Annotated in this window: 29 protein-coding genes and 1 tRNA gene; 14 read left to right on the forward strand and 16 right to left on the reverse strand. The window is 69.8% G+C overall.

Features of this window, described 5'->3' with window-relative positions:
* Window position 1: 1 nt before the first annotated feature.
* The 10 genes from PSC72_RS09295 to PSC72_RS09340 all read right to left on the reverse strand — a co-directional run bounded on the left by PSC72_RS09295 (window position 2) and on the right by PSC72_RS09340 (window position 5,621).
* Entirely contained in the window at window positions 2-538 is a 537-nt protein-coding gene (locus PSC72_RS09295; protein ID WP_274325601.1) for a hypothetical protein, read from the reverse strand.
* Window positions 535-1,179: a hypothetical protein gene (locus tag PSC72_RS09300; RefSeq protein WP_274325602.1), complete on the reverse strand. Its 645-nt coding sequence runs from the start codon at window positions 1,177-1,179 to the stop codon at window positions 535-537. The genes PSC72_RS09295 and PSC72_RS09300 overlap by 4 nt, the downstream gene beginning before the upstream one ends.
* Window positions 1,172-1,369, reverse strand: coding sequence for a hypothetical protein (locus PSC72_RS09305; RefSeq protein ID WP_274325603.1), 198 nt, complete (start codon window positions 1,367-1,369; stop codon window positions 1,172-1,174). Before PSC72_RS09305 ends, PSC72_RS09300 begins: the two co-directional genes overlap by 8 nt.
* Window positions 1,362-1,568, reverse strand: a complete 207-nt coding sequence (locus PSC72_RS09310) for a hypothetical protein (RefSeq protein WP_274325604.1) — start codon at window positions 1,566-1,568, stop codon at window positions 1,362-1,364. The genes PSC72_RS09305 and PSC72_RS09310 overlap by 8 nt, the downstream gene beginning before the upstream one ends.
* Window positions 1,565-2,974 (reverse strand): hypothetical protein, encoded by a 1,410-nt coding sequence (locus tag PSC72_RS09315; protein WP_274325605.1) that lies wholly within the window; start codon window positions 2,972-2,974, stop codon window positions 1,565-1,567. Before PSC72_RS09315 ends, PSC72_RS09310 begins: the two co-directional genes overlap by 4 nt.
* Window positions 2,975-3,159: 185 nt before the next feature.
* The gene (locus tag PSC72_RS09320) at window positions 3,160-3,906 is read right to left on the reverse strand and encodes a DNA methyltransferase (RefSeq protein ID WP_274325606.1); all 747 of its coding nucleotides are present in this window, start codon (window positions 3,904-3,906) and stop codon (window positions 3,160-3,162) included.
* Window positions 3,903-4,184: a hypothetical protein gene (locus PSC72_RS09325; protein WP_274325607.1), complete on the reverse strand. Its 282-nt coding sequence runs from the start codon at window positions 4,182-4,184 to the stop codon at window positions 3,903-3,905. Before PSC72_RS09325 ends, PSC72_RS09320 begins: the two co-directional genes overlap by 4 nt.
* Window positions 4,177-4,632: a hypothetical protein gene (locus PSC72_RS09330; RefSeq protein ID WP_274325608.1), complete on the reverse strand. Its 456-nt coding sequence runs from the start codon at window positions 4,630-4,632 to the stop codon at window positions 4,177-4,179. The genes PSC72_RS09325 and PSC72_RS09330 overlap by 8 nt, the downstream gene beginning before the upstream one ends.
* A gap of 169 nt (window positions 4,633-4,801) precedes the next feature.
* Window positions 4,802-5,362 carry an SWIM zinc finger family protein gene (locus tag PSC72_RS09335; protein ID WP_274325609.1) on the reverse strand — a complete coding sequence of 187 codons (561 nt, stop codon included), beginning with the start codon at window positions 5,360-5,362 and terminating at the stop codon, window positions 4,802-4,804.
* Window positions 5,363-5,546: 184 nt separating this feature from the next.
* Window positions 5,547-5,621 (reverse strand) — tRNA-Ile (locus PSC72_RS09340).
* 101 nt (window positions 5,622-5,722) lie between these two features.
* On the opposite strand from PSC72_RS09340, the gene PSC72_RS09345 reads away from it, so the two are divergent.
* Window positions 5,723-6,232 carry a macro domain-containing protein gene (locus tag PSC72_RS09345; protein ID WP_274325610.1) on the forward strand — a complete coding sequence of 170 codons (510 nt, stop codon included), beginning with the start codon at window positions 5,723-5,725 and terminating at the stop codon, window positions 6,230-6,232.
* Between the two features lie 48 nt (window positions 6,233-6,280).
* Here the strand turns inward: PSC72_RS09345 and PSC72_RS09350 are convergent, their stop codons facing one another.
* The 3 genes from PSC72_RS09350 to PSC72_RS09360 form a co-directional block, all read right to left on the reverse strand.
* On the reverse strand, window positions 6,281-7,144 hold the full coding sequence (locus PSC72_RS09350; protein WP_274325611.1) for an ATP-grasp domain-containing protein: 864 nt from the start codon (window positions 7,142-7,144) through the stop codon (window positions 6,281-6,283).
* A gap of 137 nt (window positions 7,145-7,281) precedes the next feature.
* Complete coding sequence (locus PSC72_RS09355; protein WP_274325612.1) at window positions 7,282-7,812, reverse strand: 50S ribosomal protein L16; 531 nt, start codon at window positions 7,810-7,812, stop codon at window positions 7,282-7,284.
* Between the two features lie 160 nt (window positions 7,813-7,972).
* Window positions 7,973-10,276, reverse strand: a complete 2,304-nt coding sequence (locus PSC72_RS09360; protein ID WP_274325613.1) for a hypothetical protein — start codon at window positions 10,274-10,276, stop codon at window positions 7,973-7,975.
* Between the two features lie 141 nt (window positions 10,277-10,417).
* On the opposite strand from PSC72_RS09360, the gene PSC72_RS09365 reads away from it, so the two are divergent.
* On the forward strand, window positions 10,418-11,416 hold the full coding sequence (locus PSC72_RS09365) for a glutathione S-transferase family protein (protein WP_274325614.1): 999 nt from the start codon (window positions 10,418-10,420) through the stop codon (window positions 11,414-11,416).
* A 26-nt stretch (window positions 11,417-11,442) separates the two neighbouring features.
* Here PSC72_RS09365 and PSC72_RS09370 read toward each other — a convergent pair whose 3' ends face one another.
* Window positions 11,443-12,639, reverse strand: coding sequence for a hypothetical protein (locus tag PSC72_RS09370; RefSeq protein ID WP_274325615.1), 1,197 nt, complete (start codon window positions 12,637-12,639; stop codon window positions 11,443-11,445).
* Window positions 12,640-12,827: 188 nt separating this feature from the next.
* Here PSC72_RS09370 and PSC72_RS09375 point away from each other — a divergent pair, with 188 nt between their 5' ends.
* The 5 genes from PSC72_RS09375 to PSC72_RS09395 all read left to right on the forward strand — a co-directional run bounded on the left by PSC72_RS09375 (window position 12,828) and on the right by PSC72_RS09395 (window position 16,763).
* Complete coding sequence (locus tag PSC72_RS09375) at window positions 12,828-13,790, forward strand: beta-ribofuranosylaminobenzene 5'-phosphate synthase family protein (protein WP_274325616.1); 963 nt, start codon at window positions 12,828-12,830, stop codon at window positions 13,788-13,790.
* Window positions 13,791-13,879: 89 nt separating this feature from the next.
* On the forward strand, window positions 13,880-14,722 hold the full coding sequence (locus tag PSC72_RS09380; protein WP_274325617.1) for an RAD55 family ATPase: 843 nt from the start codon (window positions 13,880-13,882) through the stop codon (window positions 14,720-14,722).
* A 124-nt stretch (window positions 14,723-14,846) separates the two neighbouring features.
* Window positions 14,847-15,689 (forward strand): hypothetical protein, encoded by an 843-nt coding sequence (locus PSC72_RS09385; protein WP_274325618.1) that lies wholly within the window; start codon window positions 14,847-14,849, stop codon window positions 15,687-15,689.
* A 5-nt stretch (window positions 15,690-15,694) separates the two neighbouring features.
* On the forward strand, window positions 15,695-16,357 hold the full coding sequence (locus PSC72_RS09390) for a hypothetical protein (RefSeq protein ID WP_274325619.1): 663 nt from the start codon (window positions 15,695-15,697) through the stop codon (window positions 16,355-16,357).
* A gap of 82 nt (window positions 16,358-16,439) precedes the next feature.
* Window positions 16,440-16,763 carry a transcription factor S gene (locus PSC72_RS09395; RefSeq protein ID WP_274325620.1) on the forward strand — a complete coding sequence of 108 codons (324 nt, stop codon included), beginning with the start codon at window positions 16,440-16,442 and terminating at the stop codon, window positions 16,761-16,763.
* Here the strand turns inward: PSC72_RS09395 and PSC72_RS09400 are convergent.
* Window positions 16,760-17,035: a MarR family transcriptional regulator gene (locus PSC72_RS09400; RefSeq protein WP_274325621.1), complete on the reverse strand. Its 276-nt coding sequence runs from the start codon at window positions 17,033-17,035 to the stop codon at window positions 16,760-16,762. The two genes, PSC72_RS09395 and PSC72_RS09400, sit on opposite strands and share 4 nt — an antisense overlap.
* Before the next feature lie 102 nt (window positions 17,036-17,137).
* Between PSC72_RS09400 and PSC72_RS09405 the strand changes: the two genes are divergently transcribed.
* Window positions 17,138-17,578 (forward strand): SHOCT domain-containing protein, encoded by a 441-nt coding sequence (locus PSC72_RS09405; protein WP_274325622.1) that lies wholly within the window; start codon window positions 17,138-17,140, stop codon window positions 17,576-17,578.
* 34 nt (window positions 17,579-17,612) lie between these two features.
* Window positions 17,613-18,146, forward strand: a complete 534-nt coding sequence (locus PSC72_RS09410) for a YkgJ family cysteine cluster protein (protein WP_274325623.1) — start codon at window positions 17,613-17,615, stop codon at window positions 18,144-18,146.
* 20 nt (window positions 18,147-18,166) lie between these two features.
* Here PSC72_RS09410 and PSC72_RS09415 read toward each other — a convergent pair whose 3' ends face one another.
* Entirely contained in the window at window positions 18,167-19,042 is an 876-nt protein-coding gene (locus PSC72_RS09415; RefSeq protein ID WP_274325624.1) for a ZIP family metal transporter, read from the reverse strand.
* A 232-nt stretch (window positions 19,043-19,274) separates the two neighbouring features.
* On the opposite strand from PSC72_RS09415, the gene PSC72_RS09420 reads away from it, so the two are divergent.
* From PSC72_RS09420 to PSC72_RS09440, 5 genes are all read left to right on the forward strand, one after another.
* Entirely contained in the window at window positions 19,275-20,828 is a 1,554-nt protein-coding gene (locus PSC72_RS09420; RefSeq protein ID WP_274325625.1) for a phytoene desaturase family protein, read from the forward strand.
* Between the two features lie 48 nt (window positions 20,829-20,876).
* A complete protein-coding gene (locus PSC72_RS09425) occupies window positions 20,877-21,755 on the forward strand; it encodes a prenyltransferase (protein ID WP_274325626.1) in 879 nt (292 codons plus the stop codon).
* On the forward strand, window positions 21,745-22,614 hold the full coding sequence (gene cruF, locus PSC72_RS09430) for a bisanhydrobacterioruberin hydratase (RefSeq protein WP_274325627.1): 870 nt from the start codon (window positions 21,745-21,747) through the stop codon (window positions 22,612-22,614). Before PSC72_RS09425 ends, cruF begins: the two co-directional genes overlap by 11 nt.
* Window positions 22,615-22,842: 228 nt before the next feature.
* Window positions 22,843-23,028: a hypothetical protein gene (locus tag PSC72_RS09435; RefSeq protein ID WP_274325628.1), complete on the forward strand. Its 186-nt coding sequence runs from the start codon at window positions 22,843-22,845 to the stop codon at window positions 23,026-23,028.
* 159 nt (window positions 23,029-23,187) lie between these two features.
* Window positions 23,188-24,300, forward strand: coding sequence for an NADH:flavin oxidoreductase/NADH oxidase (locus tag PSC72_RS09440; RefSeq protein WP_274325629.1), 1,113 nt, complete (start codon window positions 23,188-23,190; stop codon window positions 24,298-24,300).
* Window positions 24,301-24,341 lie beyond the last annotated feature (41 nt).

Here is a 24,341-nt window from a genome sequence, read left to right on the forward strand (position 1 = left end):
TTCAGAAACCCCCGTTCATCGCCTTGCTGACTATCTCGCTGTCGGTGCCGAGTTCGACCATCAGGAACATGCAGGTGCCGACCATCACGGCCTGGCCGGGTGGCATGTCCTCGCCCATTCCCTGGGAGTCCAGCCACTCGTCAAAGTGCTCATCCAGCCCGATCTGCCGGGCCAGCGACTCCTCGACCTCGCCACCCTCGCCGAGTTCGTCCTTCGCCGCCTCGGTCATGGTCGCCAGGCCGGTGACGTACATGTCGCCCCACGTCTTCCCGTTCGAGGGCGTTGACGTAGACCCGCCTGTGTCTCCGTCTGCGCTACCGGAGTCTTCGCCCGACTCCTGGGACGTGTCCGCGTCGCTCTCGCTCTCCTCGCTGGCGTCGCGGCCGGCCTCGTTCTCCACGTCGTCCGGGTCGATGTCCCCGATGTCGAGATCGGCGCGCTCGTCCTCCTCGATGTCGGGCTGGTCCTCGGGGTCGGACTCCTCGCCTTCGACCGTCTCGGCCTCGACCTCCTCGGCGTCGGAGTCAGCGTCGCTCATTCGCTACCCCCCTGCTGCGGGAGCGGGCTGAACTCGCCGCTCTCCTCGCCGCCCGCGGCCGGATCGGGGTCGGTGTCCTGCGTCTCGGTGGTCACGTCTTCGGTCGCCGTCTCCGTCGACGTGCTCGACTCGCCGCCGGTCGACGTGCTGGCGCCGTCGTCCTTGTACCGGACGTACAGCAGCACCGCCACGGCCGTCAGACCGAGCAGCAGGGCCACCTGGCTGGTCGACAGCTTCGGGAACAGCGACCCGCCGCTGTCGCTGCCCCCCTCGGTGTCGCTGCCGCCGCTCTCGGCGTCGCTGTCGGCGTCTGTACTCCCGTCCGTGTGCTGGGTCTCGTACTCCTCTCGGCTTGCCATGTCGTCCTCCTCGGTGCTGTCTCCGTCCTCGCTGTCCTCGTCCTCGGCGTCGCTACTTTCCGATGGCTCGCTTTCCTCTGAGCCAGTAGCTTCGTCGGGCTGTTCGCCATCCCCGTTTCCCTCGCCGTCCTCGGCCTGCGCGTCGACCTGCTCGCGCAGTTCGCTCCAGTCGTGCTCGGGGCTGGCGCTCGCGTTGATGTGGCCCTGGACACTGCTGCGGTCCTTCTCCTCGTCCTCGCCGTAGTCGCACCCGTCGACCGGGCACCAGTACGGATCAGGCATCGCTCTCTTCCTCACTCTCGCCCTGGTCCTCGGTCTCGATGGTGATCGGGTCGACCTGCTCGGCGTGGATGGCCTCGGCGGCGGCGCGCGTCTTCTGCTGCTCGCGGTACAGCAGGAACAGCAGGCACACCGCGGCGTACAGCAGGACCAGATCGACCTCGACGGAGAAGCTGAACCGTCGGTTACTCATCGCTGCCCTCCTCGAACGCCTCGATGGCCTCGACCGCCGACTCAGGCGGGTCGCCGTCGCCCTGGTACTCGTGGCCGCCGTCGACGGCGCGGAAAACGTGCTCGAACTCGTCGCCCTTCGCGTCGGTCACGGTCACGACTCGCTCGGTGATCTGTGCGCCTCGGTCGTCCTTCCGGTGAATGGTCTGGATGTCGCTCATTGGTAGTGAGAGAGTCCGCCGCTGTCGTTCGTCGCCTCTCGCTTCGCCGCTGCCGCTGCCTCCATGACGGTCGAGTCGGAGCTGTGGAAACTCACCTCGTCGGGGGCCACTCGGTCGGTGAACTCCTCGGCGATCCGCTCGGCGGTGGTCGCATCGCGGACCTCGGCGATCTCGAACCGCTCGCCGTCGCCGTAGAGCTTCACGTCCCACAACCCGGCCGCGGGGTCGCCGTCGACCTGCACTTTGTACGGGCCGGCCTCCCAGTTGGTCCCGCGGCGCGTCCAGTCCGCCGGAAGCGGGCCGGTCGCCTCGCTGGCGTCCTCGCCTGTCAGCGTGAACTGGCGGTCTTCGGTGACGGTCGTATCCCCGCCCAGCGTCCCCTGCATCTCCTGGGCGAACTGGCCGCCGCTACGGCCCTGCTCGACCCGCCGGCCGTGGCCCTGCTCGATGGGTCGGGCGCCTATCGGCTGGTGGACGTTGGTGGGTGTCCCCCTGGTCTGCCGCCCCCGGAAGTGGTCGAGGGTCCGCACCTCGGGGATGTCTCCCGGCATCTGAGCCAGGGATTCGAGGAGATCGTGCAGGCGGTTGGGGTGGATCTCCCCCTGGTCGTGCTGGCCTCGAATCGCGTTGATAGCCCGGACCGCCTGGCGGGCGTGAATTACGCCCTTTCGCGCCCTCTCCTGGGCCTCCTCGATGTCCGATACCGCCCCCTTGTACCCCTGCCACGACTGGCGAAGCGCCCTCGCTTCCTGGGCCGTCACCTCCATCTCGGGGTACTCGCCCCCGCCGACCGTGACTAACTCTCGCTGCTCGGGGTCGTCGTCCTCGACGTGACGGGTGTCGCCGAGTATCTGGTCGACCTCCTCGGGGTCGTACCCGCACGATTCCTGTAGGAACTCGCAGGCGTCGGTGTCCCCGTTCTCGCAGTGGCCTCGGGCGTGGTCGCATCCCTCGGCCTGCGCTCGACGGGACGCACGACCCGCCTTCTCGGTGGCCGTCTCAGTGTCCTCCTGGCGCTTGCCCCCTCCCTCGCGGGCGGCGTCGGCCATCACTTCCCGGTGCTCATCGACGGTGAGGGACGGGTCGACGTAGGCCGTCCAGTCTGATACCCCCTCATCCGCCGCGATTGCCTTGATAGAGCGCGCCCACGGCACGTTTGCGCGCCCCTCGGAGAAGTCGATTTGCTCCCGTTCTTGGTCGCTCAGGGGGGCCTGCCCGGCGCCCCCTTCCCGCTCGGCACGGGAGTCGAGAGCGCGCTGACGGGCCTGGTCGACCACGTGCTCGGGGGTGTCCGAGGAAAATGTGACCGCTTTCAGGCGCCGGTCGTCGTTGCTGCACAGGTGGTCGTCGTACTCGTCTCGAATCGCGTCGGCTGCTGTTTTGGTCCCAAACTCGATGGTGGTCACAATAGCCTCCGGACCAACCAACGAATACCCTAGAAATAAAACCTATCAGTGAATGGATAAGTGATTGATTGACTAAGACCGGTGCCACTCGCGGGTGAGATCGGAGAGGTGTATCTGGTGCAGATCAGTCAGCGCGCTGATAGCACGGGCGTCAACCCGACTCAGGTGGTCGGTGGCTTCGTCGCTCATCGGTCAGCCCCTCCACTCGTGGTAGAAGGGCTTTCACCGCCGTCCGTGGCGGTAACAAGCCCCTCCGTAAGCCGAGTCTGTTCGAGATGCTGGCGGGCTTGCTCCACCGCTTCGGGATTCGTGTCCGCTCCCCAGTAGTCGATTCCGCGTTCCGCGGCAACCGCGGCGCCGGGGCCATGCCCGCAGAACGGTTCGAGCAGTCTTTCCCCGTCGTCGAGGACAGGTTCGGCGAGCATCTGCCGGTAGAGCTTGACCGGCTTCCCGGTGGGGTAGTCGCTGTCCGATGCTTCGCCGTCGTGCTTGAGCGCCCGGTACACCGTTCCTCGGCCCTGTATGTACCGGTCTGTCTCGCCGTTCGTGGCCGTCAGGATCGGGTAGTGCTGCACGCGGTGGTAGTAGCCCATCCCGAACTTCTCGCGGTCCCAGACGCACGTCCGACGGTAGGTGAAGGGCGATTCCTCCACACACTCGCGGAACTCGGGCACCGTGTCGTCGTCGGCGAACACGAACACCCACGCGCCGTCGACCAGAACCCGAGATAACGCGTCGAGCACGTCGGCGAGGCGGTCGTTCTCCTCGGTCTGGTAGACCTCGAACTCCCGATCCGAGCCAGTGGACTCGAACCGCCCGGAACCGTTGTCAGCGTTGAACTGCCAGGGGAAGTCGACGACGGCCGCGTGGCCGAAATCCGCCTCAAGAGACGGCAGCAGGTCGAACACGTCGCCGTGCTCAACACCGCTCATGAGAAGAACACCCCGACACCGTTGAAACGGAACTCGTGGGGGTTCCCGCACTCTGGACACTCGCCCGGTCGTCCCGGAAGGTGGATCTTCCCACGCTCGTCGATGAACGCAGGCTCGTTGAGTACGATTGTCTCGGGTTCGTGGGGGCAGTACTCGGGATCGCCCGGTTCGAAGTGATCGCCCGCCGCAATCCCGCATTGGAACCTCACCTCTGTCTCTCCCTCCAACTGCTCCAGAGGGGCGACATACTCGGTATCGCTCGCGGACTGCTCACTCATCGTCGGTGCCCTCCAGGATCTCGTCGCGGGGTGTCAGCGGGCGAACCCCCACCGTCCCGTACCTCACCGAAACCAGACCGGTCGCGGCCAGCGGGTCGAGTACCTCCTGGCGGATCAGTTCCTTCGGGGTGTTCGGGTGGGACTCCCGGCACAGGATGTCCTCGGCCACCTCGACGGTGACCGTGCGCGGTTCCTCTCCGGCGAGAGCGAGGTAGGCATCGGCCAGGTCCGGGTCGGCAGGCAGCACGTACTTCGACCGCTCCGCTGACGGTAGGAAATCGTCGAGGGCGTCGCGCACTACGTCGCTCTTGGCGGCGCCGTGGGCGTCGATGTAGTCGCTGAACCGGGCGGCCAGGTCGCCCGACAGGCGGGCTTCGGCGCGCTCCTCGCTCCGGTGGCGGTCGGTGTCTTCGGAGTCGCCGGGGAGTCGGCTTCCGCGGGAACTCATGCCGCCCTCCTGTCCGCAGATCGGGGTTCGACTGCGGACACAGATGAAACGGGGGTTCGACTAGCCCGCATCCGGGGGGCGCTAAACCCTGGGTTCGTTTCGAGTCGACGGTATGGTGGCGGACACCCCCCCGCATCTTGCTCAGGGGGTAGGGTGGGGGCCTCCCGGGTCACCGGTCGACACCTCCGAGGCTGTCGCGGGCTCGACGGAGCAGGTTGCCGATGGTACCGGCAGAGCGGTCGGACAGATCGGCGTACTCGCGGTTACCCATCTCTCCGAGGTCGCAGGTCAGATACGCGTCGAGTTCGGCAGGAGTGAGGTGGTCGTAGGCGGTCGGGTCGTCGTCGAGGCGGAGCCAAGCTGGTGGCTCTGGGTACTCGCGGCCGGTGTCGAGGTGCGAAACATCGATCCGTCCGCGGGTCCACTGCCACCACAGCGAGGCGACGTGACTGCACCAACCGTCGTTGAACCGGTGCGCTTTGCAGTCACAGTCGGCCAGCAGCGTCCGGCCCTTCAGCGCGAAGGTCACCCTGTGCGGGTGGTCTGAGCCGCTGAGGTAGACCATGCGCTCGGCGTCGGTGATGGGGCCGCCTTCGTCGGCCTCCTCTTGAGCGCGCCGCCAGGGGGTAGATTTCGTCCAGTCGTCGGGCATCGACAGCGTGGGCGGGCCGCCGAGTCGGTCCGGAAGATCGTCGCTCGGCTGCCAGTTGCTTCCGCTCTCGATGCTCATGGGCGACACACCCCCCGTTCCTTCGCCGGGCAGCGCTTCAGCGGCGCGTCGATACGGCACCCGCAGAAGTCGCAGATCTGCCCCTGGTAGTCGGTGGGTTCAGGGGGGTCAGAAAGGGGGGTCACAGCGACCACCTCATCCGGCGAAAAACCGGCAAAGAGGGCCGCTTTCCTTTATACTGGTATGGGCCCGCTCGGATTTGAACCAAGGACGAAGCGGTTATGAGCCGCTCTCTCTAACCAGACTGAGATACGGGCCCGCTACATCCCACGGTTTCGGACGGCGGCCCTTTAGCCTACCGGGTTCTCCCACAGAGGCCCCGGGACGGCATTTTAGGCCCAGCCGCCCGGACCATCGGACATGGACTTCGACACCGTCCAGGGCGACATCGCCCGGCAGTCGGCCGACGCACTGGTCAACGCCGCGGGCACGAGCCTCCGGATGGGTAGCGGGGTCGCAGGGGCACTCCGCCGAGCCGCCGGTGGGCCGATAAACGACGATGCCATGGAGAAGGGGCCAGTCGACCTCGGCGAGGTCGCCGTCACCGACGCCTACGACCTCGAGGCAGCGTACGTGATCCACGCCGCCGCGATGCCCCACTACGGCGACGGACGGGCCACACGCGAGTCCATCGCCGACGCGACCCGCAACGCCCTCGCTCGCGCCGACGAGTTGGGCTGCGAGTCGGTCGTACTCCCCGTTCTCGGCACCGGCGCCGCCGGCTTCGAGTTCGCCGAGGGCGCCCGGATCGTCTGCGAGACCGTCGACGAGTACGACGCCGAAGAAGTGGCCGACGTGCGCGTCATCGCGTACTCGGACGACGAGTTCGCCGAACTGGAGCGGATCGCCGAGGGGATCCAGAACGAATGATTCCGTCTGGTCTGGTTCAGCAGTACCGAATCCGGCCAGCGCGAACACTCACTCCTCGGCGGTCCGCCGGATCAGATCGGCCAGGTCGTCCCAGAAGCCGTCGACGTACTTCGAGGCGTCGTCGATGGTGGGGCGGGCGTTGGTCTCGTTGACGACGGCGCGCTCGTCGGTCACGAGCAGGTCGACGCCGAGGAACGGGACGTCCAGCACGTCGGCGGTCCGCTCGGCCAGTTCGCGCAGTTCGGGGTCCAGATCGACGCGGCTGGCCTCGGCGCCGCGGTGGACGTTGTGTTTCCACTGGCCGGCTTCCAGCGCGTCGTCGGGGAGGCGGCGCTCGACGGCGCCGATGTACTCGCCGTCGAGGACCATCACCCGGTAGTCGGTCGCGCCGGGGAGGTACTCCTGGACGAGGTAGGACTTGTCGCCGGTCGCGTGGAAGTCGTGGACGAGGTCGAGGTAGTCGACGACGCCGAGCAGCGAGTCCAGATCGTGGGCCTTCGCGACGCCGACGCCGCGGGTGGTCGAGTTCGGCTTGACGACGACCGGCGAGTCGAAGTCCTCGGCGGCGGCCGCGACCGCGGACTCGTCGACGGGGTTCGAGACCATGACCGTCTCCGGGACGGGCAGGCCGGCGTCGGCGAGACGGGTGATCACGTCGGCCTTGTTGCGCGAGCGGAGGATGGCCTCGCGGTCGTTGACCCACGGGACGCCCAGCGCGGCGTCGGCGACCCCGCCCTCCATGAGCCGCGGCGGGTAGACGAACCCGACGTCGAACTCGTCCCACGGCGGGTCGGTGAGGGAGATCGTCCGCTCGCGTGACTGCACGTGGTCGACGCGCACGTCGCGCGCGGCGAGCGGCTCGCGCATGCGCTCGTAGGTCTCGGCGTCGGTGGCGACCGCCAGCCGAAGCATGCCCCCTCGTTGTGACGAATCCCACTTAGCCCCTCCGCTGGCGCGGCGGCGAAGCGACCGAGACACCGAGCGGGAGAGCCGACGGCGAGAACAGACTCGTCAGTGGGGAAGGCGGAGAAAGCGAGATGAAGGCCGCGTTACGCGATCAGCAGTTCTTCGCCGCGCTCGACCTTGATGCGGCACGGCGGGGTGATCTTGTTGTAGGCGCGGCGGAACGCTTCCTTGACGGCGTCGGCCTGGTCGACGTCGCAGTAGGCGGTGAACAGCTGCTCGCCCGCCTGAACGCGCGAGGCGGTGCCGACGATCTTCCCGAAGGCCTGGCGCATGCCGTCGGAGACGCGGTCCGCGCCCGCGCCGGTCGCCTGCTTGTTCTCCCGGATGACCTGGTGGGGGAACTTCCGGAGGACCATCTTGTAGTTGCCCTCGCCGAGCTCCTTGATCAGGTGGCGGTTGGCGGACAGGCGCGAGGCCTCCATCGAGCCGTGGCGCAGCTGGACGGACTCCTCGACGATGAGCGAGATCTGGACCGGGTAGTCGTCGGGGTCGGCGTTCTTGTCGCCCATCTGGTGCTGTGCGATCTTCGAACCGGGAATACCCGTGATGTACTCCCGTCGGGTGTACGCGGGCTTGTCGATGTCCCGGTACATCGAGGCTGGTTTCTCGGCCATGGTCTTGGTGTAGACGTGGCCTAGCGTTGGTAAAAGGGCTTCGAACCCGCACGGGCGTGTGAGCCCGCCTGCCACACGCCGCGACCCCGCCGACCGGCGCCGACCGCCGAACGGCTCCGGCAGACGGCGAACGACGTGCCCCCGCGACAGCCGCCCTCGTTCACGGCTCCTGCGGACTCGCTTCGAGGTGCGAGCCGTCGGCGCCGTCGATCAGGTCCGCGAGTTCGTCGGGGCCGACGACCCGGACGCCGCGGTCCGTCGCCCGCTCTCGCACTCGCGCCGGCACGCGAGCGCCGGCGGTGACGACTGCCTCGTCGAGCCCCTCGGCACGCTCGACGGCCGCGGCGAACCGGTCGATGTCCTCGGTGTCGACCGCCGCCGCGCTCGCCGCATCGACCGCCAGAACCGCCGCGGTCACCGCGACCGGCCCCGGCGTCGTCGCGCGGACGTCGTACGCGACCAGCGTCTCTCGCGGCGACTCGACTTCCCAGCCAGCCGTCTCGAACAGGGCCGTGACGACCTCCCGGAACCGGTCGGCCCCCACCGACGAGAGGTCGACCGTGGACTGCTCGGTTTCGCCGGCATCGCTCGCCGCCGCTCCCGACTGCTCGATACGCGTCTGCGAGTCCGTGATGCGCCCCTCGGGATCCGCGCTCCTCTCCTCGGGCTCAGCACCGCCCTCCTCGGAGTCCGCGTCGCTCTCGTCCGAGTTGCCAGTCGCCTCCCCGGTCCGTTCGGCCGAGACCCACTCGCCGTCGGTCTCGTCGTCGACGAACACCCACCCCTCGCGCTCGGTGTCGGGTTCGTCGTCCGACGTCGCTGCGTCGGGTTCCGCGATGTCTGGTTCGGTGGTGTCGGGTTCGGTGGTATCAGGTTCAGCGGTGTCGGATTCGGCGGTGTCGGGTTCGGCGTCGCCCGCGCCAGCGATGGTTTCGTCGACAGCCTCCGCGATGGTGTCGTCGACGTCGCCCGCCATCGCCTCCGCGAGCGCGTCCGCGATCTCCTCGTCGACGTCCACTGGTTCGTCCGCGTCGCTGTCGTCCGTAGGGTCAGCGTCTTCGCCTATCGACGCATCGTCGGAAGCCGCTTCGTCCGCTCCGTCGCCGTCGGACGGGACCACCACGGTCTCCCGGGCGGCGTCGGCCGAGGCGTCGTCCCCGGTGTCGGTGCGGACCGGGCGTCGCTCGTCGAGTCGGTCCCGCAGCCGTTCGACTGCGTCGAGTTCGTCCGGGACGCGCTCGCGGGCGATCTCGCGGGCCGCGTCGAGCGCCGACGCCGCGCGTTCGTCCGCCGCGGCGGCCGCGTCCGGCGGCGCGTCCTCGATCAGGTCGATGGCGCGCCGAGCGCGCTCGCAGTGGGCCGCGACCAGATGCCCGGCGACGGTGGCGAGCCGGTCGCGGACGTGGTCGCGGTCGCCGGCGAACCGCCGCTCGTCGCGTCCCCAGTCCAGCGCGAGGAGCGCCTCGTACCGGTCGAGCGCGCGCTCCCACCACTCGGCCGCTTCCTCCGGGTTGTCGGTCGCAGACGCCTTCTCGACGGCGGTTTCGGCGCGTTCGAGCGGCTCGTTCGTCAGCTGGTCGCGCTCGGCCGCGAGGCGGTCGCGGTGGCGCTCGATGGCGCGGTCGGTCGGCAGGCTCGCGTCGACCGACAGCGCCGCGGCGTAGCGCTCGTCGGCCCGCTCCAGGAGGTCCAGCGCCCCCTCGTAGTCGCCGTCTTCTCGACACGCGTGCGCCCGCTCGCCGAGCCGTTCGGCCCGTTTCGCGTAGGCACGGCGCTCGCAGTCCCGTAGCCGCGCCCTGGCCGACTCGAACCGGTCGGCGAGCGACGCGGCCGCGCCGTCCAGCGACGCCGCCGCTTCGCGGGCCCCCGCCAGCGCCTCGCGCGCGCTGTCGAGCGCCGTCAGCACCTCGTCCGCGTCTGCCGATCCGAACGCCGCGTCGGCGCGGTCGAGCGCGTCTTCCGCGGCTTCGAGGTGGCGCTCTGCGCGCGCCCAGGTCGCGGCCGCCGCGTCGACGAACTCCCGGACCGAATCGAGGTCGCCCCGCGTCGGAAACCGGTACTGCAGCCCGTCGACGGTGTCGAGGACGAGCGCGCCCCCGAGGAGCCCGTCGTCGGTCCGCGCGTCGACCACGTCCGACAGCGTCACCGACCGCGTCCGGTCGCCGTCGGCGCGACCGACCGCGAACAGCACCCGGACGTCCGTCACGAGCGCCGCCGCGCTGTGGTCCCCGTCGGGGACGACGTCCCCTTCGGACTCGCCGTCCCCCGCCGTGCCCCCTTCGTCTGTTCGTTCGATCGAGACCCCCCGTTTCTTGTTCCGGACGACGTACCGCGGCGTCTCCGCGGGTTCGACGTACTCGCCGAGCGGCCGGTCCGCGAGCAGGCCGCGCGCGATGAGCCCCCCGCTGCCGGTCTCCCGGAGTACCGCGGCGTCGCCGTCCTCGACTTCGATTACGTGTTCCATCAGCCCACCTGTCGTGACTGGCGCAACCATCGACGGGATGACACTAAATTCTTTGGTGAGCGCCGCCAGACCCCGAGAACGGCGGGTTACGCGCGGGTCACTGGGGTCCTTTTGAGTCTGGCGCCCCTACGTCTGAGCGATATGAACAAACTCGTCGACGGCGAGTGGCGGACGGACATCGACGACTACACGAACGACGACGGCGAGTTCGAGCGCCAGGAGACCACGTTCAGGGGCCGGATCGAGGACGACCCCGACGCCCGCTTCCGGCCGGAGGCCGGCCGGTACCACCTCTACGTCTCCTACGCCTGCCCGTGGGCGCACCGGACGCTGCTGATCCGCTCGCTGAAGGGGCTGGAAGACGCCATCTCGGTCGACGTGGTCGATCCCTATCGCGACGACGACGGCTGGCAGTTCACCCCCGACAAGGAGGGGTGCACGCCCGACACCGTCAACGGGAGCGACTATCTCCGCGAGGTCTACCAGGAAGCGGACCCGGACGCGACCTGCCGCGTGACGGTCCCGGTCCTGTGGGACAAGCAAGAGGAGACCATCGTCAACAACGAGTCAGAGGAGGTCCTCCGGATGCTCGACACTGAGTTCGGAGAGGTCGCCGAGCGCGACGTGGACCTCTATCCCGAGGGCTATCGGGACGAGGTCGACCGGATCATCGAGGACATCTACGACCCGATCAACAACGGCGTCTACCGCGCCGGCTTCGCCAGTTCCCAGGAGGCGTACGACCGGGCCGTCGACGACCTGTTCGGCGCGCTCGACCACTGGGACGAGGTGCTCGGAGACCAGCGGTACCTCGCCGGCGACCGCCTGACGGAGGCCGACATCTGCATGTTCACGACGCTGATCCGCTTCGATCACGTCTACCACACCCACTTCAAGTGCAACGTCAGGGCGATCCACGAGTACGACAACCTCTGGCCGTACCTGCGGGACCTCTACCAGACGCCCGGCGTCGCCGAGACGGTGAACATGGGCCACATCAAGGAGCACTACTACACGACCCATCCGGACGTCAACCCCAAGCGGCTGATCGCCCGCGGGCCCGACCTGCACTTCGACGCCGAGCACGACCGGGACGAACTCCCCGGCGGCCCGCCGACCGAGTTGCTCCCGCTGGCGTAAGCGACGGGAGAGCGGTCCGCGTCCTCTCAGTCGCCGCCCGAACCCGCAGACCGCGCGTCGACCCCCGAACCCGCCGACGGCGCGTCACTGCCGCCCACGCGGGCCGCGAGTTCGCGACCGAGCGGCGAGCCGGGGCGGGTCCGCACGGCCACGGCGGAGCCGTCGTCGACGGTCGCGACGACCGTCCGGCGACGCGTCCGGACGACCTCCAGCCCGTCGAACTCGTCGCTGCGTCGCACGGCGTGGACCACCAGCGCGAAACTGCCTGCGGTCGCGACTGCGAACAGCGGCGCGAGCAGGCCGGCTTCGAGACCGACGAGGGCCGCGAACGGTGCGACCCCGAGCGCGCCGGCCGCCCACAGCGCGAGCGGGTCATCGCTCGCACTCCCGCTGACCCGTCGTTCGATCCCCGAGAGCGCGTCCGCGAGCGAGTCGACCGGGCCGTGCCGGCGGAGTCGGTCCGTCGGCGTCGTCCCGTTCAGCGCGAGGCCCTCGCGGCGCACGTGGCCGAAGGCAAGCGCGCCACCGACGGTCGCGAGCGCGAGCGCCGGCGTCAGCGGGTTCGACGCGGCGCCGAGCACGCCGAGGAAGGCGACGACGGAGAGGGCGTAGCCGAGGCCGCCGAGCACGCGCGCGTCGCGGCCGCGGACGCCGAACGCCGTGTCGACGGAACTGCGCACCGCACAGATCCTGTCGAAGCCGACGCTGACGAGTCCGTCGTCCGTCGCGACGACGAGCCGGTCGTCGGTGAGGCCCGCCGTCGCCGGTCCGCCGTCGTTCCCCAGCAGTTCGCCGGGCGCGACGAGCTGGAGCGACTCGTCCGGACGGAGCGCCCGCCGGACCGGTCGCGCCTCCCCGTCGGCCCCCGAGGCCGGCGTCCACGCTTCGGCCGTGGTGAGCCGTTCGATGGCGCTCTCGACCGCCTCGGCGACTGCATTCGCCCCGCCGTCGCTCGCCAGGCTACTCTCGTCGCTCGCCGTGGTTCCTCCGTCGCCCGCCGCGCTACCACCGTCGTTCGCGTTACCCACCCGGTCGCGGGTGCCGCTCACCCGCGACGCATCGGACGCCGTCCGTCGCCGTCCGTCGGCGCTCGACGCCGAAGTCGCCCCGTCCGCGCTGGTCCCGACGTAGCTCCCCCCGTTCGCGGAGTACCCGGCACCGCCCTCCCCCCGGCTTTCGGCGGCGTCGTCGCGGTGGTCCTCTGTCGTGCGTCTCTCTCCCATGGGAGCGAGTTGCCCGCGCCGACGGGATTGTAAATGACAGCTTATCGGCTCGATAAGCGGGGATCTCCGGACGGCCGGATCGGAGGGCGTGGGCCGACGGTCCCGGGCCCGAGAGGGTAGCGTCGCGGACTCCGGCGACGAACGCCGGTGTCGAAAGGCCGTAGGACCGGGGGCGCCTCGGACGGGCCATGACGCGCGTCACGGTCGGCGGCCGCCTCCACGTCGGCTTCCAGAACCTCTCGCTCGCGCACAACCGGCTCTACGGGGGCGTCGGCGTCGCGCTCGCCGAGCCGCGCCTGGACCTGCGCGCCGAGCGCGCCGACACCGTCGACTGCGACGACGAGGCGGCGACCCCGTACGTCGAACGGGTCGTCGACTGCCTCGACGTGCCCGGCGCCGCCGTGCGGGTCGACGAACGGCTGCCCCGCCACGCCGGCCTCGGCAGCGGGACGCAGTTCGCGCTCGCGAATCTCGCGGCCGTCGCCGGCGCGTACGGTCTCGGCGTGGACCCGCGGGAACTCGCGCCCGCGCTCGGCCGCGGCGGTCGCAGCGGCATCGGCGTCGCCACCTTCGAGCGCGGCGGGTTCGTCGTCGACGGCGGCCACCCCACGGAGCGGTTCACCACCGCCCCGCCCGCAGAGGGCGAGTGGACCGTCCCGCCGGTCGTCGCGCGCCACGACCTGCCCGACGACTGGCGGTTCGTCCTCGCGATCCCGGACGCGGGCCCGGGGCGGAGCGGCGACGAGGAAGACGAGAGCATGCGCTCGGTCGTCGAGCGCGCCGACCCCGGGATCGCCGAGGAGATCGCGCAGCTCGTGACCCAGCACCTCCTCCCCGCGGCGGCCACGGGCGACCGCGCCGACTTCGGGAGCGCGATCGCCCGACTCGGCCGCCTCAACGGCGCCTGGTACGCCGACGAGCAGGGCGGCGTCTACCGACCGCCGGCGGGCGCGGTCATCGATCGGCTCGCCGACGAGCCGGCCGTCGCCGGCGCCGGTCAGTCCTCCTGGGGGCCGACGGTCTACGCGCTGACGAGCGCCGACTACGCCGACGACGTGGCCGGAGCGGCCCGCGACGCGCTCGACGACGTGACCGACGGCGGGCGCGTGACGGTCGCTCGCCCGCGCAACGAGGGCGCCCGGATCGAGTAGTCGTAGGCGCCCGGGTCGAGCGGTCGTTCGTTTCAGCGAGCGAGAACTGCGGCGAAACAGGTAAGCGGGAGGGGACGAATCCTCGGCGCATGGACCGGATACCCTTCGGCGTCCGCCAGCTCGACACGACGATCGGCGGCGGCGCGCCGGCGGGGAGCGTCGTCCTCGTCGCCGGCGAGGGGGGCGCCGGCTCGCGGGAGTTCCTGCACACGAGTACGCTGATGAACGCCCTCGGGCGGGCCGACGAGGAGCTCCACAGCCTCTACTACGGCGACCTCGCGGCGAACGCCAGGCCGCCGGGCGAGGTCCACTTCGTCTCCTTCACGGCCGACGAGGACCGCTTCGCAGAGGAGGTGGGCGTCACCATGGGCGAGGAGATCGCCGACGCCGGCATCGAGGCGGTCCGGTACCACGACCTCTCCGAGCAGTACTTCCACCGGAGCCCGGTGCCGCGGGACTGGTACGCCGAGGAGACCGCCGACATCAAGGACCTCCGGGCGCGCCAGGAGCGCGACGACATCCTCGGCGAACTCGGGCGCCTGCTCGTCCAGCACGCGCCGGGGAACCTCGTGGTCATCGACTCGCTGTCGGACCTCATCAGCACCGCCGGCCGCGACGAGAACGTCAACTGGTCGGACGTGGTCTTCCTCATCAAGGGCCTCCAGAAGGGCGCAAACCAGTGGAACGGGGTCATCCTCGCCCACGTCGGCCGCGAGACCGTCTCGGACACCGAGTACGGCCAGCTCGTCGACAGCGTCGACGGCACCCTGGAGTTCGAGTGGGCCAGCGGCGGGTCGACCCGCGCCCGGACGCTCGTCGTCAAGCAGTTCCGGGGCGTCCTCTCGCAGATCGACGACGAGAACATCGTCCAGTTCGAGACCGAGATCGGCGACGGCGGTTTCGACATCAGCGACGTGCGCAAGATCCGCTGACGGGAACGGCTCCGTCGAGGCGCCCGAATCGCGTTCGAGCGGCCGCATCGACGGCGATTCCCAGATTCGATTTTCGAGAACCGGTGGCAAACCCTTAACTACCTCGTCCGGACAACACAGGGTAATGGCGAGCGAGTCGTCGGACGACGCCGCGGTGTCCGTGTCGCTCCCCGCGGACGCGGAGGCCTGGCTGGACCGGAAGGCCGACGACCTCGGCGTCGACCGCGAGGCCGTCGTCGTCCAGTTGCTCGCGGCCTACCGCGCCGCCGAGGAGTTCGGCGACGCGGACGTGAGCGCGGCGATCGGGACCGACGTAGAGGCCGTCGAAGAGGGACTCAGCGCCGAGATCGACCGCGTCGAGGCCGACTTCGCGGAGAAGATACGCGACGTGCGCGAGCGGGTCGTCCAGGTCAAACGAGAGACCGACCGGAAGGCCGACGCCGACCACTCCCACCCGGAGTTCGGCGAACTCGCGACGCTCTCCTCGGCGGTCGACGATCTGGAGTCGGCGCTGGCCGGGCTCGAATCCCGCGTCGACGGCGACAGTGACGCGGCGGACGTCGAAGACCGCGTGGACGAGGTGGCAGATCGGCTCGACGAGATAGAGCGCGCGACGGACCGACTCGACGAGATCGAGGAGCGGCTGCGGACGGTCGCGTGGGTCGTCAGCGACCTCCGGGAGGCCGAACAGGCCCGTTCGACCGGGTCGGACGCCATCGAGCGGCTGAAGGCCACCGCCGCGGAGCTCGACGCGGACCGCGCGCTCTGCGGGAACTGCTCGGAGCCCGTCGACATCGCGCTGCTGCACGAGCCGCGGTGCCCTCACTGCGACGCGACCGTCAGCGACGTCGAGTTGCCCAGCGGCCTCTTCGGCAAACCGACGCTCACCGTCGCGCGCCGCCTCGAAGCCGGCGGCGAGGACGAGACCGACCGCTCGAACGTGCCCGACGCCGCCGAACGGGAGTGAACGCCGTGAACGGCGATTCCAGTCCCGACCGCGACGAAAACGAGGACGACGGAGACCGCGACCCCTTCGATTCCTTCGAGGGATACCGGAACCGCGAGGGAGACCCGTTCGATTCGCTCGAAGTGGATTCGCCGCGGGACTCGTCCGGTGAGGGGGCCGACCGCGACCCGTTCGAATACAGGGGGTCCGGCGACGACACCGGCCCTCGGGACGGAGACGGCGAGCGCGGCGGCCGCAGCGGTGACCGCGCTGGTGACCCGTCCCGAGCGGACGCAGGCGACCCGCTCGGAGACGTCGAGGTAGACGACGGAGACCCCTTCGAGTCTGAGGCGAGCGCCTTCGAACGCTCCGCCGTGGAGGGGATCGATCCCGACGAGGTGTGGGCGCGCCTCACCGGCGAGTCTACCGACGACGGGGCCGGAACTAACTCGGAATCGGGGGCGGGTGTGGAAGCGGCGGCGGACGAGACAGCGCCCTCCGGCGACGGGGACGTCGCCGAGGTGTCGAAACACGCCTACTGCGAGGGCTGCGAACACTTCTCGCCACCGCCGGACGTGGCCTGCGCGCACGAGGGGACGGAGATACTGGAGTTCGTGGACGTCGAGTCCGTCCGCGTGGCGAACTGCCCGGTCGTCGCGGAGCGGCGCGAACTCGGAGACGACGTGTAAGCGGCCGGCCCGGGACGCTGTGGCGGGCGACGCCGGCGAGGAGACGAGAAGTTGATACGGCCGGGGGGACAACGGACGTGACATGCAGTTCTGCGACGACTGCGGTTCGATGATGCACGCCGACGGCGACGAGATGGTCTGCAAGAGCTGCGGCGCGACCGCCGGCGTCGACCGGGACCGCGCCGACCAGTTCGTCAGCACCGACGAGCAGGCGGGCGACGAGGTCATCGAGACCGAGGAGGGGGCCAACTTCGAGGGCAAGCCGACGGACGACAGCGTCACCTGCGAGGACTGCGGCCACGGCGTCGCCTGGTACACGATCAAACAGACCGGCTCCGCGGACGAGCCGCCGACGCGATTCTTCAAGTGCAAGGAGTGCGGCCACCGCTGGCGCGAGTACAACTAACGACGGGTCGCCGTCCTCGCGCGGTCGGCCCGCGCGACGGTCCAGTACGCGCCGCGGTGGCGGACCAGTCCCCGGTCTTCGAGCCGCGCGAGGACCACGCCGACGCTCCCCTTCGGGACGCCGGTTCGCTGACAGATCTCGGCCGGCGTGAACGCCTCGTCGCGGCGCTCGGTGAGGAGAGCGAGCACGCGGTCGGCGTTCTCGGCGCCCGCGGCCGGCGGGCGGAGTTTCGGTTCGGGTGTCGTCTCGAACTCGTCGATACTGATGGGCATACGTACCTCTACGGCGCCAGCGAGCATATCGGTGACGCGCACACTTCACTGCGTCCGGCCGCGTCCCCCGATAATTATGCCGTCGGGCGCGTAGCTGACGGTATGAGCGAGGCGACGGACGATCCGATGGAGGCGCTCGTGGCCGTCGTCGCGGTCGCGACGCTCCCGCTCACGGCGCTGGCGGGGATCTTCCTCGGGGAGGCGGCGGCCGCGACCGTCGCCATCGTCGGCTGGCTGTTCCTCGTTCCCGTCATCGCCATCGTCTCCGACTACGTCGACGTTCAGGAGTGGCTCGCCGGGCCCTCGACTGCGGAGGCGACCGCCGACGAGCGCGACGACGCCGGGGACGACGCCCTCCAGCGCCTGCGCGAGCGATACGCCGCCGGCGAGATCGACGACGTGGAGTTCGAGCGCCGCCTCGAACGCCTCCTCGAAACGGAGGACGTGGAGGCCCCCGACCACGTGACTGCCGACGACACCGCGGGCCGCGATTACGGCCGAGATCGGGGCCGCGAGCGGACGCCAGAGCGCGAACCGGAGTGAAAGGCATTTGCCCGTCGACTGCGGACGGGAGAGCGTGTCCACGGACGCCCGCGCGGTCGAGGTTCACCCCGGCAAGGAGGCCGTGGTCGACTTCGACCCCGACCTCACCTTCGAGTGCGTCGAGGAGTGCACCTGGTGCTGTCACCACGGCGTCCTGCTGTACGAACCCGACTTCCTCGAACTCGCGAACGTCGCGAACCTCTCGGAGGCGACCACGCAGTTCCGCGGGCAGGACTTCGTCCGGAGGGAGACCAAAGACCGCGCGGACCACGTCGGCGACGACGGCGCGGCCTGCTTCTTCCTGCGCGACGACGGCCTCTGCGCGCTCCACGACGAGCACGACTGGAAGCCCGCGCGATGTTCGGTCTTCCCCCTGGAAGTCACCGTCGCGGACGGCGACGCCACTGATCGCGACGGCGGCGACATCCACGTCTCCGTCCGCGAGGAGGCCCACGAGCACTGTGACGGCCTCGGCGTCTCGGAGCGCCGCGTGGTCGACCACCTCGACGCCTTCCTCCCCGCCGTGCTCTGGGACCTGGACGACCCCGAGACGAAACGGGAACTCTGAGCCTCGGCGCGATCAGCCGGTCACGGAGTGACGAAGAACCAGGCGACGACGACGGCCGCGGCGCCGACGACGGTACTCCCGACGGCGTGGACGCGCAACCGGTCGAGCAGTTCGTGGGACTCCTCGTGGAGCGAGCAGACCTGGTCGATCTCCGATCCGGCCTCGCAGACGGGCAGGAAGTCCATCGCGACGTGGAGGAAGATGCCGGCGGCGAAGCCGAAGACGACGGCGTTGAGCGCGTCGATCCCCGGGATCGGCAGCGCTGCCGTCGGGATGGCCGTGATCCCGACGCCCGCTGCGGGGAGCAACAGCGCGGAGACGGGTTTGCCGTTGCGTCGGAGTCGCCGCGCGGCGGCGTAGCCAGCGGGGCCCTTGTGCGAGACGATGGCGAGGCCGAGCAGGAGCCCCAGCGTGGGCATCGACCCGTAGACGAGGCCGATGATCAGCCCCGCCGAGAGGGCGTGGGCGGTGATCTGCGCGGTCGTCACGTCCATCGGGAGGTCCCGGTGGGTGAGGCGGTGGCCGACGACGTGGCCGCTGTAGCCGACGACGATGCCGAGGGCGATGCCGATACCGCCGATCTGCGGCGCGCCGGCTGACCGACCGATGTTGATGGCCTGCGGGACCAGAAACATCGCGGCGCTGGTCACCATCGCACCGCTCGCGAGCCCGTACCCCCAGACGAGCCGCTGCGGGTCGGTCGCATCGGCTCGCTCCCCCAGAAGCGCGCCGACGGCCATCGCGGCGAACGCCACCCAGCCGATGATGAGGACCTTCCACGCGTCGGTCACGACCGCGGCCGCCGACAGCGCGAGCAGCGCGAGGACGCCCGCGCCACCCACGAGCGAGATCCCTCGCGACGAGTTATTAACCTCGGAACTTTCGTTAATATCCATTGTTTATGAAAACGGCGACTGTTATTATTAAGTCTGTCGCTCCGTCCGGGGAACGGCGGTAGCGACGCCGGCGTCGCCGTCGCTGAGCCGGATTCGGCCGACAGGACGGGAGTGCGTGAACTCGTGCGGGCCGACGTGACGAGACGAACGCAGAGGGCGACGGGAGGACCCGGCGAGATGACCGGACGGGTTGGGCACCCCCTTTTTGCCCGTCGCGTCGCAATCGGGGACGATGGCAGGGCCCTCGGAACGGGCGGACGGCATGTCGGTGACGGTCGTCGGCGGCGGCGTCGGCGGGCTCTCGGCGGCGGCGTACCTCGCGGACGCCGGCGCCGACGTGACGCTCGTGGAGAAGAACGACCAGCTGGGCGGCCGCGCCAGTCGCCTCGAAGCCGAGGGCTTCCGCTTCGACATGGGTCCCTCGTGGTACCTCATGCCCGACGTGTTCGAGCGCTTCTTCGGCCACTTCGACCGGACGCCGGGCGACTACTACGACCTCGAACGGCTGGACCCGCACTATCGGATCTTCTTCAAGGGAGAGGGCACCGCGCCCGGCGACGGGGAACGGATCGACGTCGCCGCCGACCGCGCGACCAACCGCGAGCTGTTCGAGTCCATCGAACCGGGCGCCGGCGAGGCCTTCGAGGAGTACCTCGCGACGAGCGAGCGCCACTACGGGACCGCGATGGAGAAGTTCGTCTACGAGGACCGCTCGTCGCTCCGGGACTGGATCGACCTCGACGTGATGCGCGCGACACCAGTCGGTCTCACGCTCCTTCGGTCGATGCAGAGCCACGTCGAGAACTACTTCGAGAACCCCAAACTCCAGCAGATAATGCAGTACACGCTGGTGTTCCTGGGGGGGTCGCCCCGCAACACGCCCGCGCTCTACAACATGATGAGCCACGTCGACTTCAACATGGGCGTCTACTACCCCGTCGCGAACGAACCCGACGAGAACGGCGACCACCCCGGGGGAATCGGCGTCGTGATCGACGCCTTCGTCGACCTCTGTCGCGAACTCGGCGTCACCTTCGAGACCGGCGCCGAAGTCGCGGAGATCACTCGCCGCAAGCGCGGCTTCTCCGTCGTCGACGAACACGGGACCGAGCGCCGTCCGGACCGCGTGGTCGTCAACGCGGACTACGCCCACGCCGAGCAGGAACTCCTCCCCGAGCACGAGCGGCAGTACGACGCCGACTACTGGGACGACCGCACGTACGCGCCCTCGGCCTATCTCCTCTACCTCGGCGTGGAGGGCGACGTGCCGGAACTCGCCCACCACACGCTCGTCCTCCCCGACGACTGGGACCCCCACTTCGAGCAGATATTCGACGAGCCCGACTGGCCGGACGAGCCGGCATACTACCTCTGTGTCCCCTCGAAGACCGACGACACGGTCGCGCCGGAGGGCCACAGCAACCTGTTCGTTCTCGCCCCCATCGCGCCGGGGCTCGAAGACACCCCGGCGCAGCGCGACCGCTTCCGCGAGCAGATCCTCACGGACGTGGCCCAGAACGCCGATACGGACCTGCGTGACCGCATTGTCTTCGAGGAGGAGTTCTGCGTCTCCGACTTCGTGGACCGGTACAACGCGACGCAGGGGACCGCGCTCGGCCTCGCCCACACGCTCCGACAGACCGCGCTCTTGCGGCCTCCGAACCGCTCGAAAGCGGTCGACGGCCTCTACTTCACCGGGTCGTTCACCACCCCCGGCATCGGCGTCCCGATGTGTCTCATCAGCGGCCAGCACACCGCCGAGGCGCTGGTCGAGGACGCGAACTGAGCCGAGGGCGGCAGTTAACTCGCTCCCGTACCTATGCCCGACGACTCGATGCCATCGGTGTCCGCCCGCCTCGGCGCGCTCGCGCCCCCCGACACCACCGCCGGGTACCTCCTCCGCGTCTCCCGGCCCCGCTTCTGGCTCTACCTCGCCGGCCCGGCCGCCGTCGGCGCGGTCTTCGCCACCCGGGACACCGCCGAGTTGTTCACGCCGCTCACCGTCGCGCTCACCGTCTACTTCCTCGTTCCCGCCAACGTCTTCCTGTACGGCGTCAACGATATCTTCGACGCCGACGTCGACGCGGAGAACCCTAAGAAAGGGGACAAGGAAGTCCGCTACCGGGGCGACCGGGGAGTCCTCGCCGCCGTCCTCGCGAGCGGCGCTCTCGCCCTCGCCTTCCTCCCGGCGCTCCCGGCGGAAGCCGTCGTCGCGATGCTCGCCTTCCTCGCGCTCGCGACGGAGTACAGCGCGCCTCCGCTGCGGTTCAAGACCACGCCGTTCCTCGATTCGGTCTCCAACGGTCTGTACGTCCTCCCCGGCGTCGTCGCCTACGCGACCGTCGCGGGTCGGTTTCCGCCCGCCCTCGCGGTCGCCGGCGCCTGGCTCTGGACGATGGCGATGCACACCTTCTCCGCCATCCCGGACATCGAACCCGACCGCGCCGCCGGCATCGAGACCACGGCGACGGTCCTCGGCGAACGGCGCACCTACGCGTACTGCTGTCTCGTCTGGGCGCTCTCGGCGGCCGTCTTCGCGCTTGTCCACCCGTTCTGGGGCGGCCTGCTCGCCGTCTACCCGCTGTTCACCGCCGCCGTCGCGCTGACGGACGTCTCGGTCGACCGCGCGTACTGGTGGTTCCCCGTCCTCAACACCGCCGTCGGGACCCTCCTGACGATGGGCGGCCTCTGGAGGATCGTCTATGCCACCTGATCCGACCGAGGCTCTTGGCCTGCCCGCGCCCGAGCGGATGGACCGCGAGTGGCTGGAAGCCCGCCTCGACCGACTCGTCCGGACCAACCGCTTCACCATCGCCGTCGTCTTCCCCGTCACCGGCGCGGCGCTGTTGCTCGCCAGCGCGCTGGAGTTGCTCCCGCCCGCCCTCGCGTTCAACCCGTGGCTCGTTCTGGTCGGCGTCGTCGTAATGCGCCTGCCCCTCGTCGCGGGCGTCGCTCCCCTCGTCGACCGCGAGGCGACAGTCGCTCTGGTCGCGCTCGCGGCCTACGCCTACGGGATCGAATACGTCGGCGTCACGACCGGCCAGCCCTACGGCCCCTTCGAGTACGGCGTCGCCCTCGGGCCGATGGTCGGCGGCGTCCCCCTCGCGCTCCCCGTCTTCTTCTTCCCGCTCGTCCTCAACAGCTACCTGCTCTGCCTGCTCCTGCTCGGCGACCTCGCCCGCTCGCCGTGGGTTCGCCTGCCCGTCGTCGTCGGCACCGTCGTCGCCGTCGACCTCGTCCTCGACCCCGGCGCAGTGGCCCTCGGGTTCTGGTCGTACGAGGGCGGCGGCGCGTTCTACGGCGTCCCGTGGTCGAACTACCGGGGCTGGGTGCTCTCGGCGACGGTCGCCGTCGCGGCCTTCGACTGGGGACTCGACCGCGAGGCCCTGCTCGCACGGCTCGATTCCTGCCCGTTCATGCTCGACGACATGGTGAGCTTCGTGATCCTCTGGGGCGCCGTCAACGCCGCCTTCGGCAACTGGATCCCGGTGGCGCTGGCGGGACTGTTCGGCACCGGCCTCGTCGTCACCGACCGCTTCGACGTGCCGACGCGGCCGCGATGGATGAAGTGAGCGCCCGGCCTTCGACCACCGGACCCCACTTACGCCGATCCGATGGGTCCGGATACGCCCTCGGGGCAGACGCCCCGGGACCGCATAGTTCGCGGACGCAGGCCCGTCTCGGTGGTCAGAATGCCGATCTGAACCTACCAGAAATGCCGGTTTAAGCGCCCGAATAGGCTGTTTGTGGCATATTAGAAGTAAATACTCTTTCGTCCAGAGCACGTATCGCCAACCACAGTGAACGGACCACAGATCCCCGCAGACCGTCCCGCCCGGCACCGTTCGAGTCGCGCCGTGGGCGAGACGGAGAGCCACACCGATCGCGTCTACCGGGAGTGTGAACTGTGTGAGACGACGCGGCAGCTACAGGAGTCGTACGGCATGTACGTCTGTGCGGAGTGTGAGGAGACGTATCTCCCGTGAGACGTGTCCGTCACCGAACGAAGACGAGTCGGTAACCCCGGCACGCGACACCGCGTTTTCGGGACCCGGGAGTCGGCAAGTCGAGCCGATTCCCGGCAGAAGCCGGAACGGGTTGCGTCCGCCGCACGATACTTCAGTGGACGGTCGTAACCCCCGACGATGACAGCGCTGTTCTCCCCGCTCGAACTCCGCGACACGACGGTCCCGAACCGCCTGATGGTCTCGCCGATGTGCCAGTACTCCTGCGAGGCGCGCGACGGCCTCGCGACCGAGTGGCACCACGTCCACCTCGGTTCGCGCGCCGTCGGCGGCGCCGGTCTCGTCATGTCCGAGGCCACCGCAGTCGAGAAGCGCGGCCGGATCACCCCGGAGGACCTCGGCATCTGGAACGACGCACAGGCCGACGCGCTCGAACGGACGACCCGCTTCGTGAAAGAGCAGGGCGCCGTCCCGGGCATCCAGCTCGCCCACGCCGGCCGCAAGGCCTCGAAGACGCGACCGTGGGACGGGTCCCACCCCCTGTATCCCGACGACGGCGGCTGGGAGGTGGTAGCCCCGAGCGGCGATCCGTGGCCCTACGACGAGGAGGACAAGGGCGACGCGCCGCCGACGCGGGAGATGACACAGGGCGACATCGAACAGGTCATCGGCTCGTTCCGGCAGGCGGCCGAACGCGCCCGCGACGCCGGGTTCGAGGTCGCCGAAGTCCACGCCGCCCACGGCTACCTCCTGCACGAGTTCCTCTCGCCGGTCACCAACCACCGCGAGGACGACTACGGCGGCGACTTCGAAGGTCGGACGCGACTCGCCCGGGAGGTCACCGAGGCCGTCCGCGAGGTCTGGCCGGACGAGAAACCGGTGTTCGTCCGCATCTCCGGGACGGACTGGTTCGACGACCGCGACGCCTGGACCGCCGAGCAGTCCGCACGCCTGGCCGACCGACTCCACGAGGTCGGCGCGGACCTCGTCGACGTATCCAGCGGGGGCATCGCGCCGGGTTCGTACCCCGACCGGGTCGGCCCGAACTACCAGCTACCGCTCGCCGAGGCCGTCCGCGAGGGCGCAGAGAGCGGCGTCGCTATCGGGACCGTCGGCGGGATCACCACGCCCGAACAGGCCGAGGCCGTCGTCGCCAACGGCCGCGCCGACCTGGCCATCGTCGGCCGCGAGTTCCTCCGCGACCCGTACTTCGGACTCCGCGCCGCGGACGCCCTCGACGCCACCGACGAGGTGTCCGGCCCGCCGCAGTACCGCCGCGCGTTCGGGTTCTGAGCGAGCGCCCCCGATCGCTGTGCGCGATCCGACGCCGTCCA

It is taken from the genome of Halosimplex aquaticum (assembly GCF_028747785.1).
Taxonomy (GTDB): Archaea; Halobacteriota; Halobacteria; order Halobacteriales; family Haloarculaceae; genus Halosimplex; species Halosimplex aquaticum.

Bases quoted from the DNA above. Each gene is read 5' to 3' on its own strand.
- PSC72_RS09420 (WP_274325625.1), top strand. From the start codon at position 19,275: ATGGCAGGGCCCTCGGAACGGGCGGACGGCATGTCGGTGACGGTCGTC.
- PSC72_RS09355 (WP_274325612.1), bottom strand. From the start codon at position 7,812: ATGGCCGAGAAACCAGCCTCGATGTACCGGGACATCGACAAGCCCGCG.
- PSC72_RS09365 (WP_274325614.1), top strand. From the start codon at position 10,418: ATGAACAAACTCGTCGACGGCGAGTGGCGGACGGACATCGACGACTAC.
- PSC72_RS09305 (WP_274325603.1), bottom strand. From the start codon at position 1,369: ATGAGTAACCGACGGTTCAGCTTCTCCGTCGAGGTCGATCTGGTCCTG.
- PSC72_RS09350 (WP_274325611.1), bottom strand. From the start codon at position 7,144: ATGCTTCGGCTGGCGGTCGCCACCGACGCCGAGACCTACGAGCGCATG.
- PSC72_RS09440 (WP_274325629.1), top strand. From the start codon at position 23,188: ATGACAGCGCTGTTCTCCCCGCTCGAACTCCGCGACACGACGGTCCCG.
- PSC72_RS09295 (WP_274325601.1), bottom strand. From the start codon at position 538: ATGAGCGACGCTGACTCCGACGCCGAGGAGGTCGAGGCCGAGACGGTC.
- PSC72_RS09425 (WP_274325626.1), top strand. From the start codon at position 20,877: ATGCCATCGGTGTCCGCCCGCCTCGGCGCGCTCGCGCCCCCCGACACC.
- PSC72_RS09380 (WP_274325617.1), top strand. From the start codon at position 13,880: ATGGACCGGATACCCTTCGGCGTCCGCCAGCTCGACACGACGATCGGC.
- PSC72_RS09395 (WP_274325620.1), top strand. From the start codon at position 16,440: ATGCAGTTCTGCGACGACTGCGGTTCGATGATGCACGCCGACGGCGAC.
- PSC72_RS09400 (WP_274325621.1), bottom strand. From the start codon at position 17,035: ATGCCCATCAGTATCGACGAGTTCGAGACGACACCCGAACCGAAACTC.
- PSC72_RS09360 (WP_274325613.1), bottom strand. From the start codon at position 10,276: ATGGAACACGTAATCGAAGTCGAGGACGGCGACGCCGCGGTACTCCGG.
- PSC72_RS09370 (WP_274325615.1), bottom strand. From the start codon at position 12,639: ATGGGAGAGAGACGCACGACAGAGGACCACCGCGACGACGCCGCCGAA.
- PSC72_RS09335 (WP_274325609.1), bottom strand. From the start codon at position 5,362: ATGAGCATCGAGAGCGGAAGCAACTGGCAGCCGAGCGACGATCTTCCG.
- PSC72_RS09345 (WP_274325610.1), top strand. From the start codon at position 5,723: ATGGACTTCGACACCGTCCAGGGCGACATCGCCCGGCAGTCGGCCGAC.
- PSC72_RS09330 (WP_274325608.1), bottom strand. From the start codon at position 4,632: ATGAGTTCCCGCGGAAGCCGACTCCCCGGCGACTCCGAAGACACCGAC.
- PSC72_RS09310 (WP_274325604.1), bottom strand. From the start codon at position 1,568: ATGAGCGACATCCAGACCATTCACCGGAAGGACGACCGAGGCGCACAG.
- PSC72_RS09405 (WP_274325622.1), top strand. From the start codon at position 17,138: ATGAGCGAGGCGACGGACGATCCGATGGAGGCGCTCGTGGCCGTCGTC.
- PSC72_RS09325 (WP_274325607.1), bottom strand. From the start codon at position 4,184: ATGAGTGAGCAGTCCGCGAGCGATACCGAGTATGTCGCCCCTCTGGAG.
- PSC72_RS09385 (WP_274325618.1), top strand. From the start codon at position 14,847: ATGGCGAGCGAGTCGTCGGACGACGCCGCGGTGTCCGTGTCGCTCCCC.
- PSC72_RS09300 (WP_274325602.1), bottom strand. From the start codon at position 1,179: ATGCCTGATCCGTACTGGTGCCCGGTCGACGGGTGCGACTACGGCGAG.
- PSC72_RS09415 (WP_274325624.1), bottom strand. From the start codon at position 19,042: ATGGATATTAACGAAAGTTCCGAGGTTAATAACTCGTCGCGAGGGATC.
- cruF (WP_274325627.1), top strand. From the start codon at position 21,745: ATGCCACCTGATCCGACCGAGGCTCTTGGCCTGCCCGCGCCCGAGCGG.
- PSC72_RS09375 (WP_274325616.1), top strand. From the start codon at position 12,828: ATGACGCGCGTCACGGTCGGCGGCCGCCTCCACGTCGGCTTCCAGAAC.
- PSC72_RS09320 (WP_274325606.1), bottom strand. From the start codon at position 3,906: ATGAGCGGTGTTGAGCACGGCGACGTGTTCGACCTGCTGCCGTCTCTT.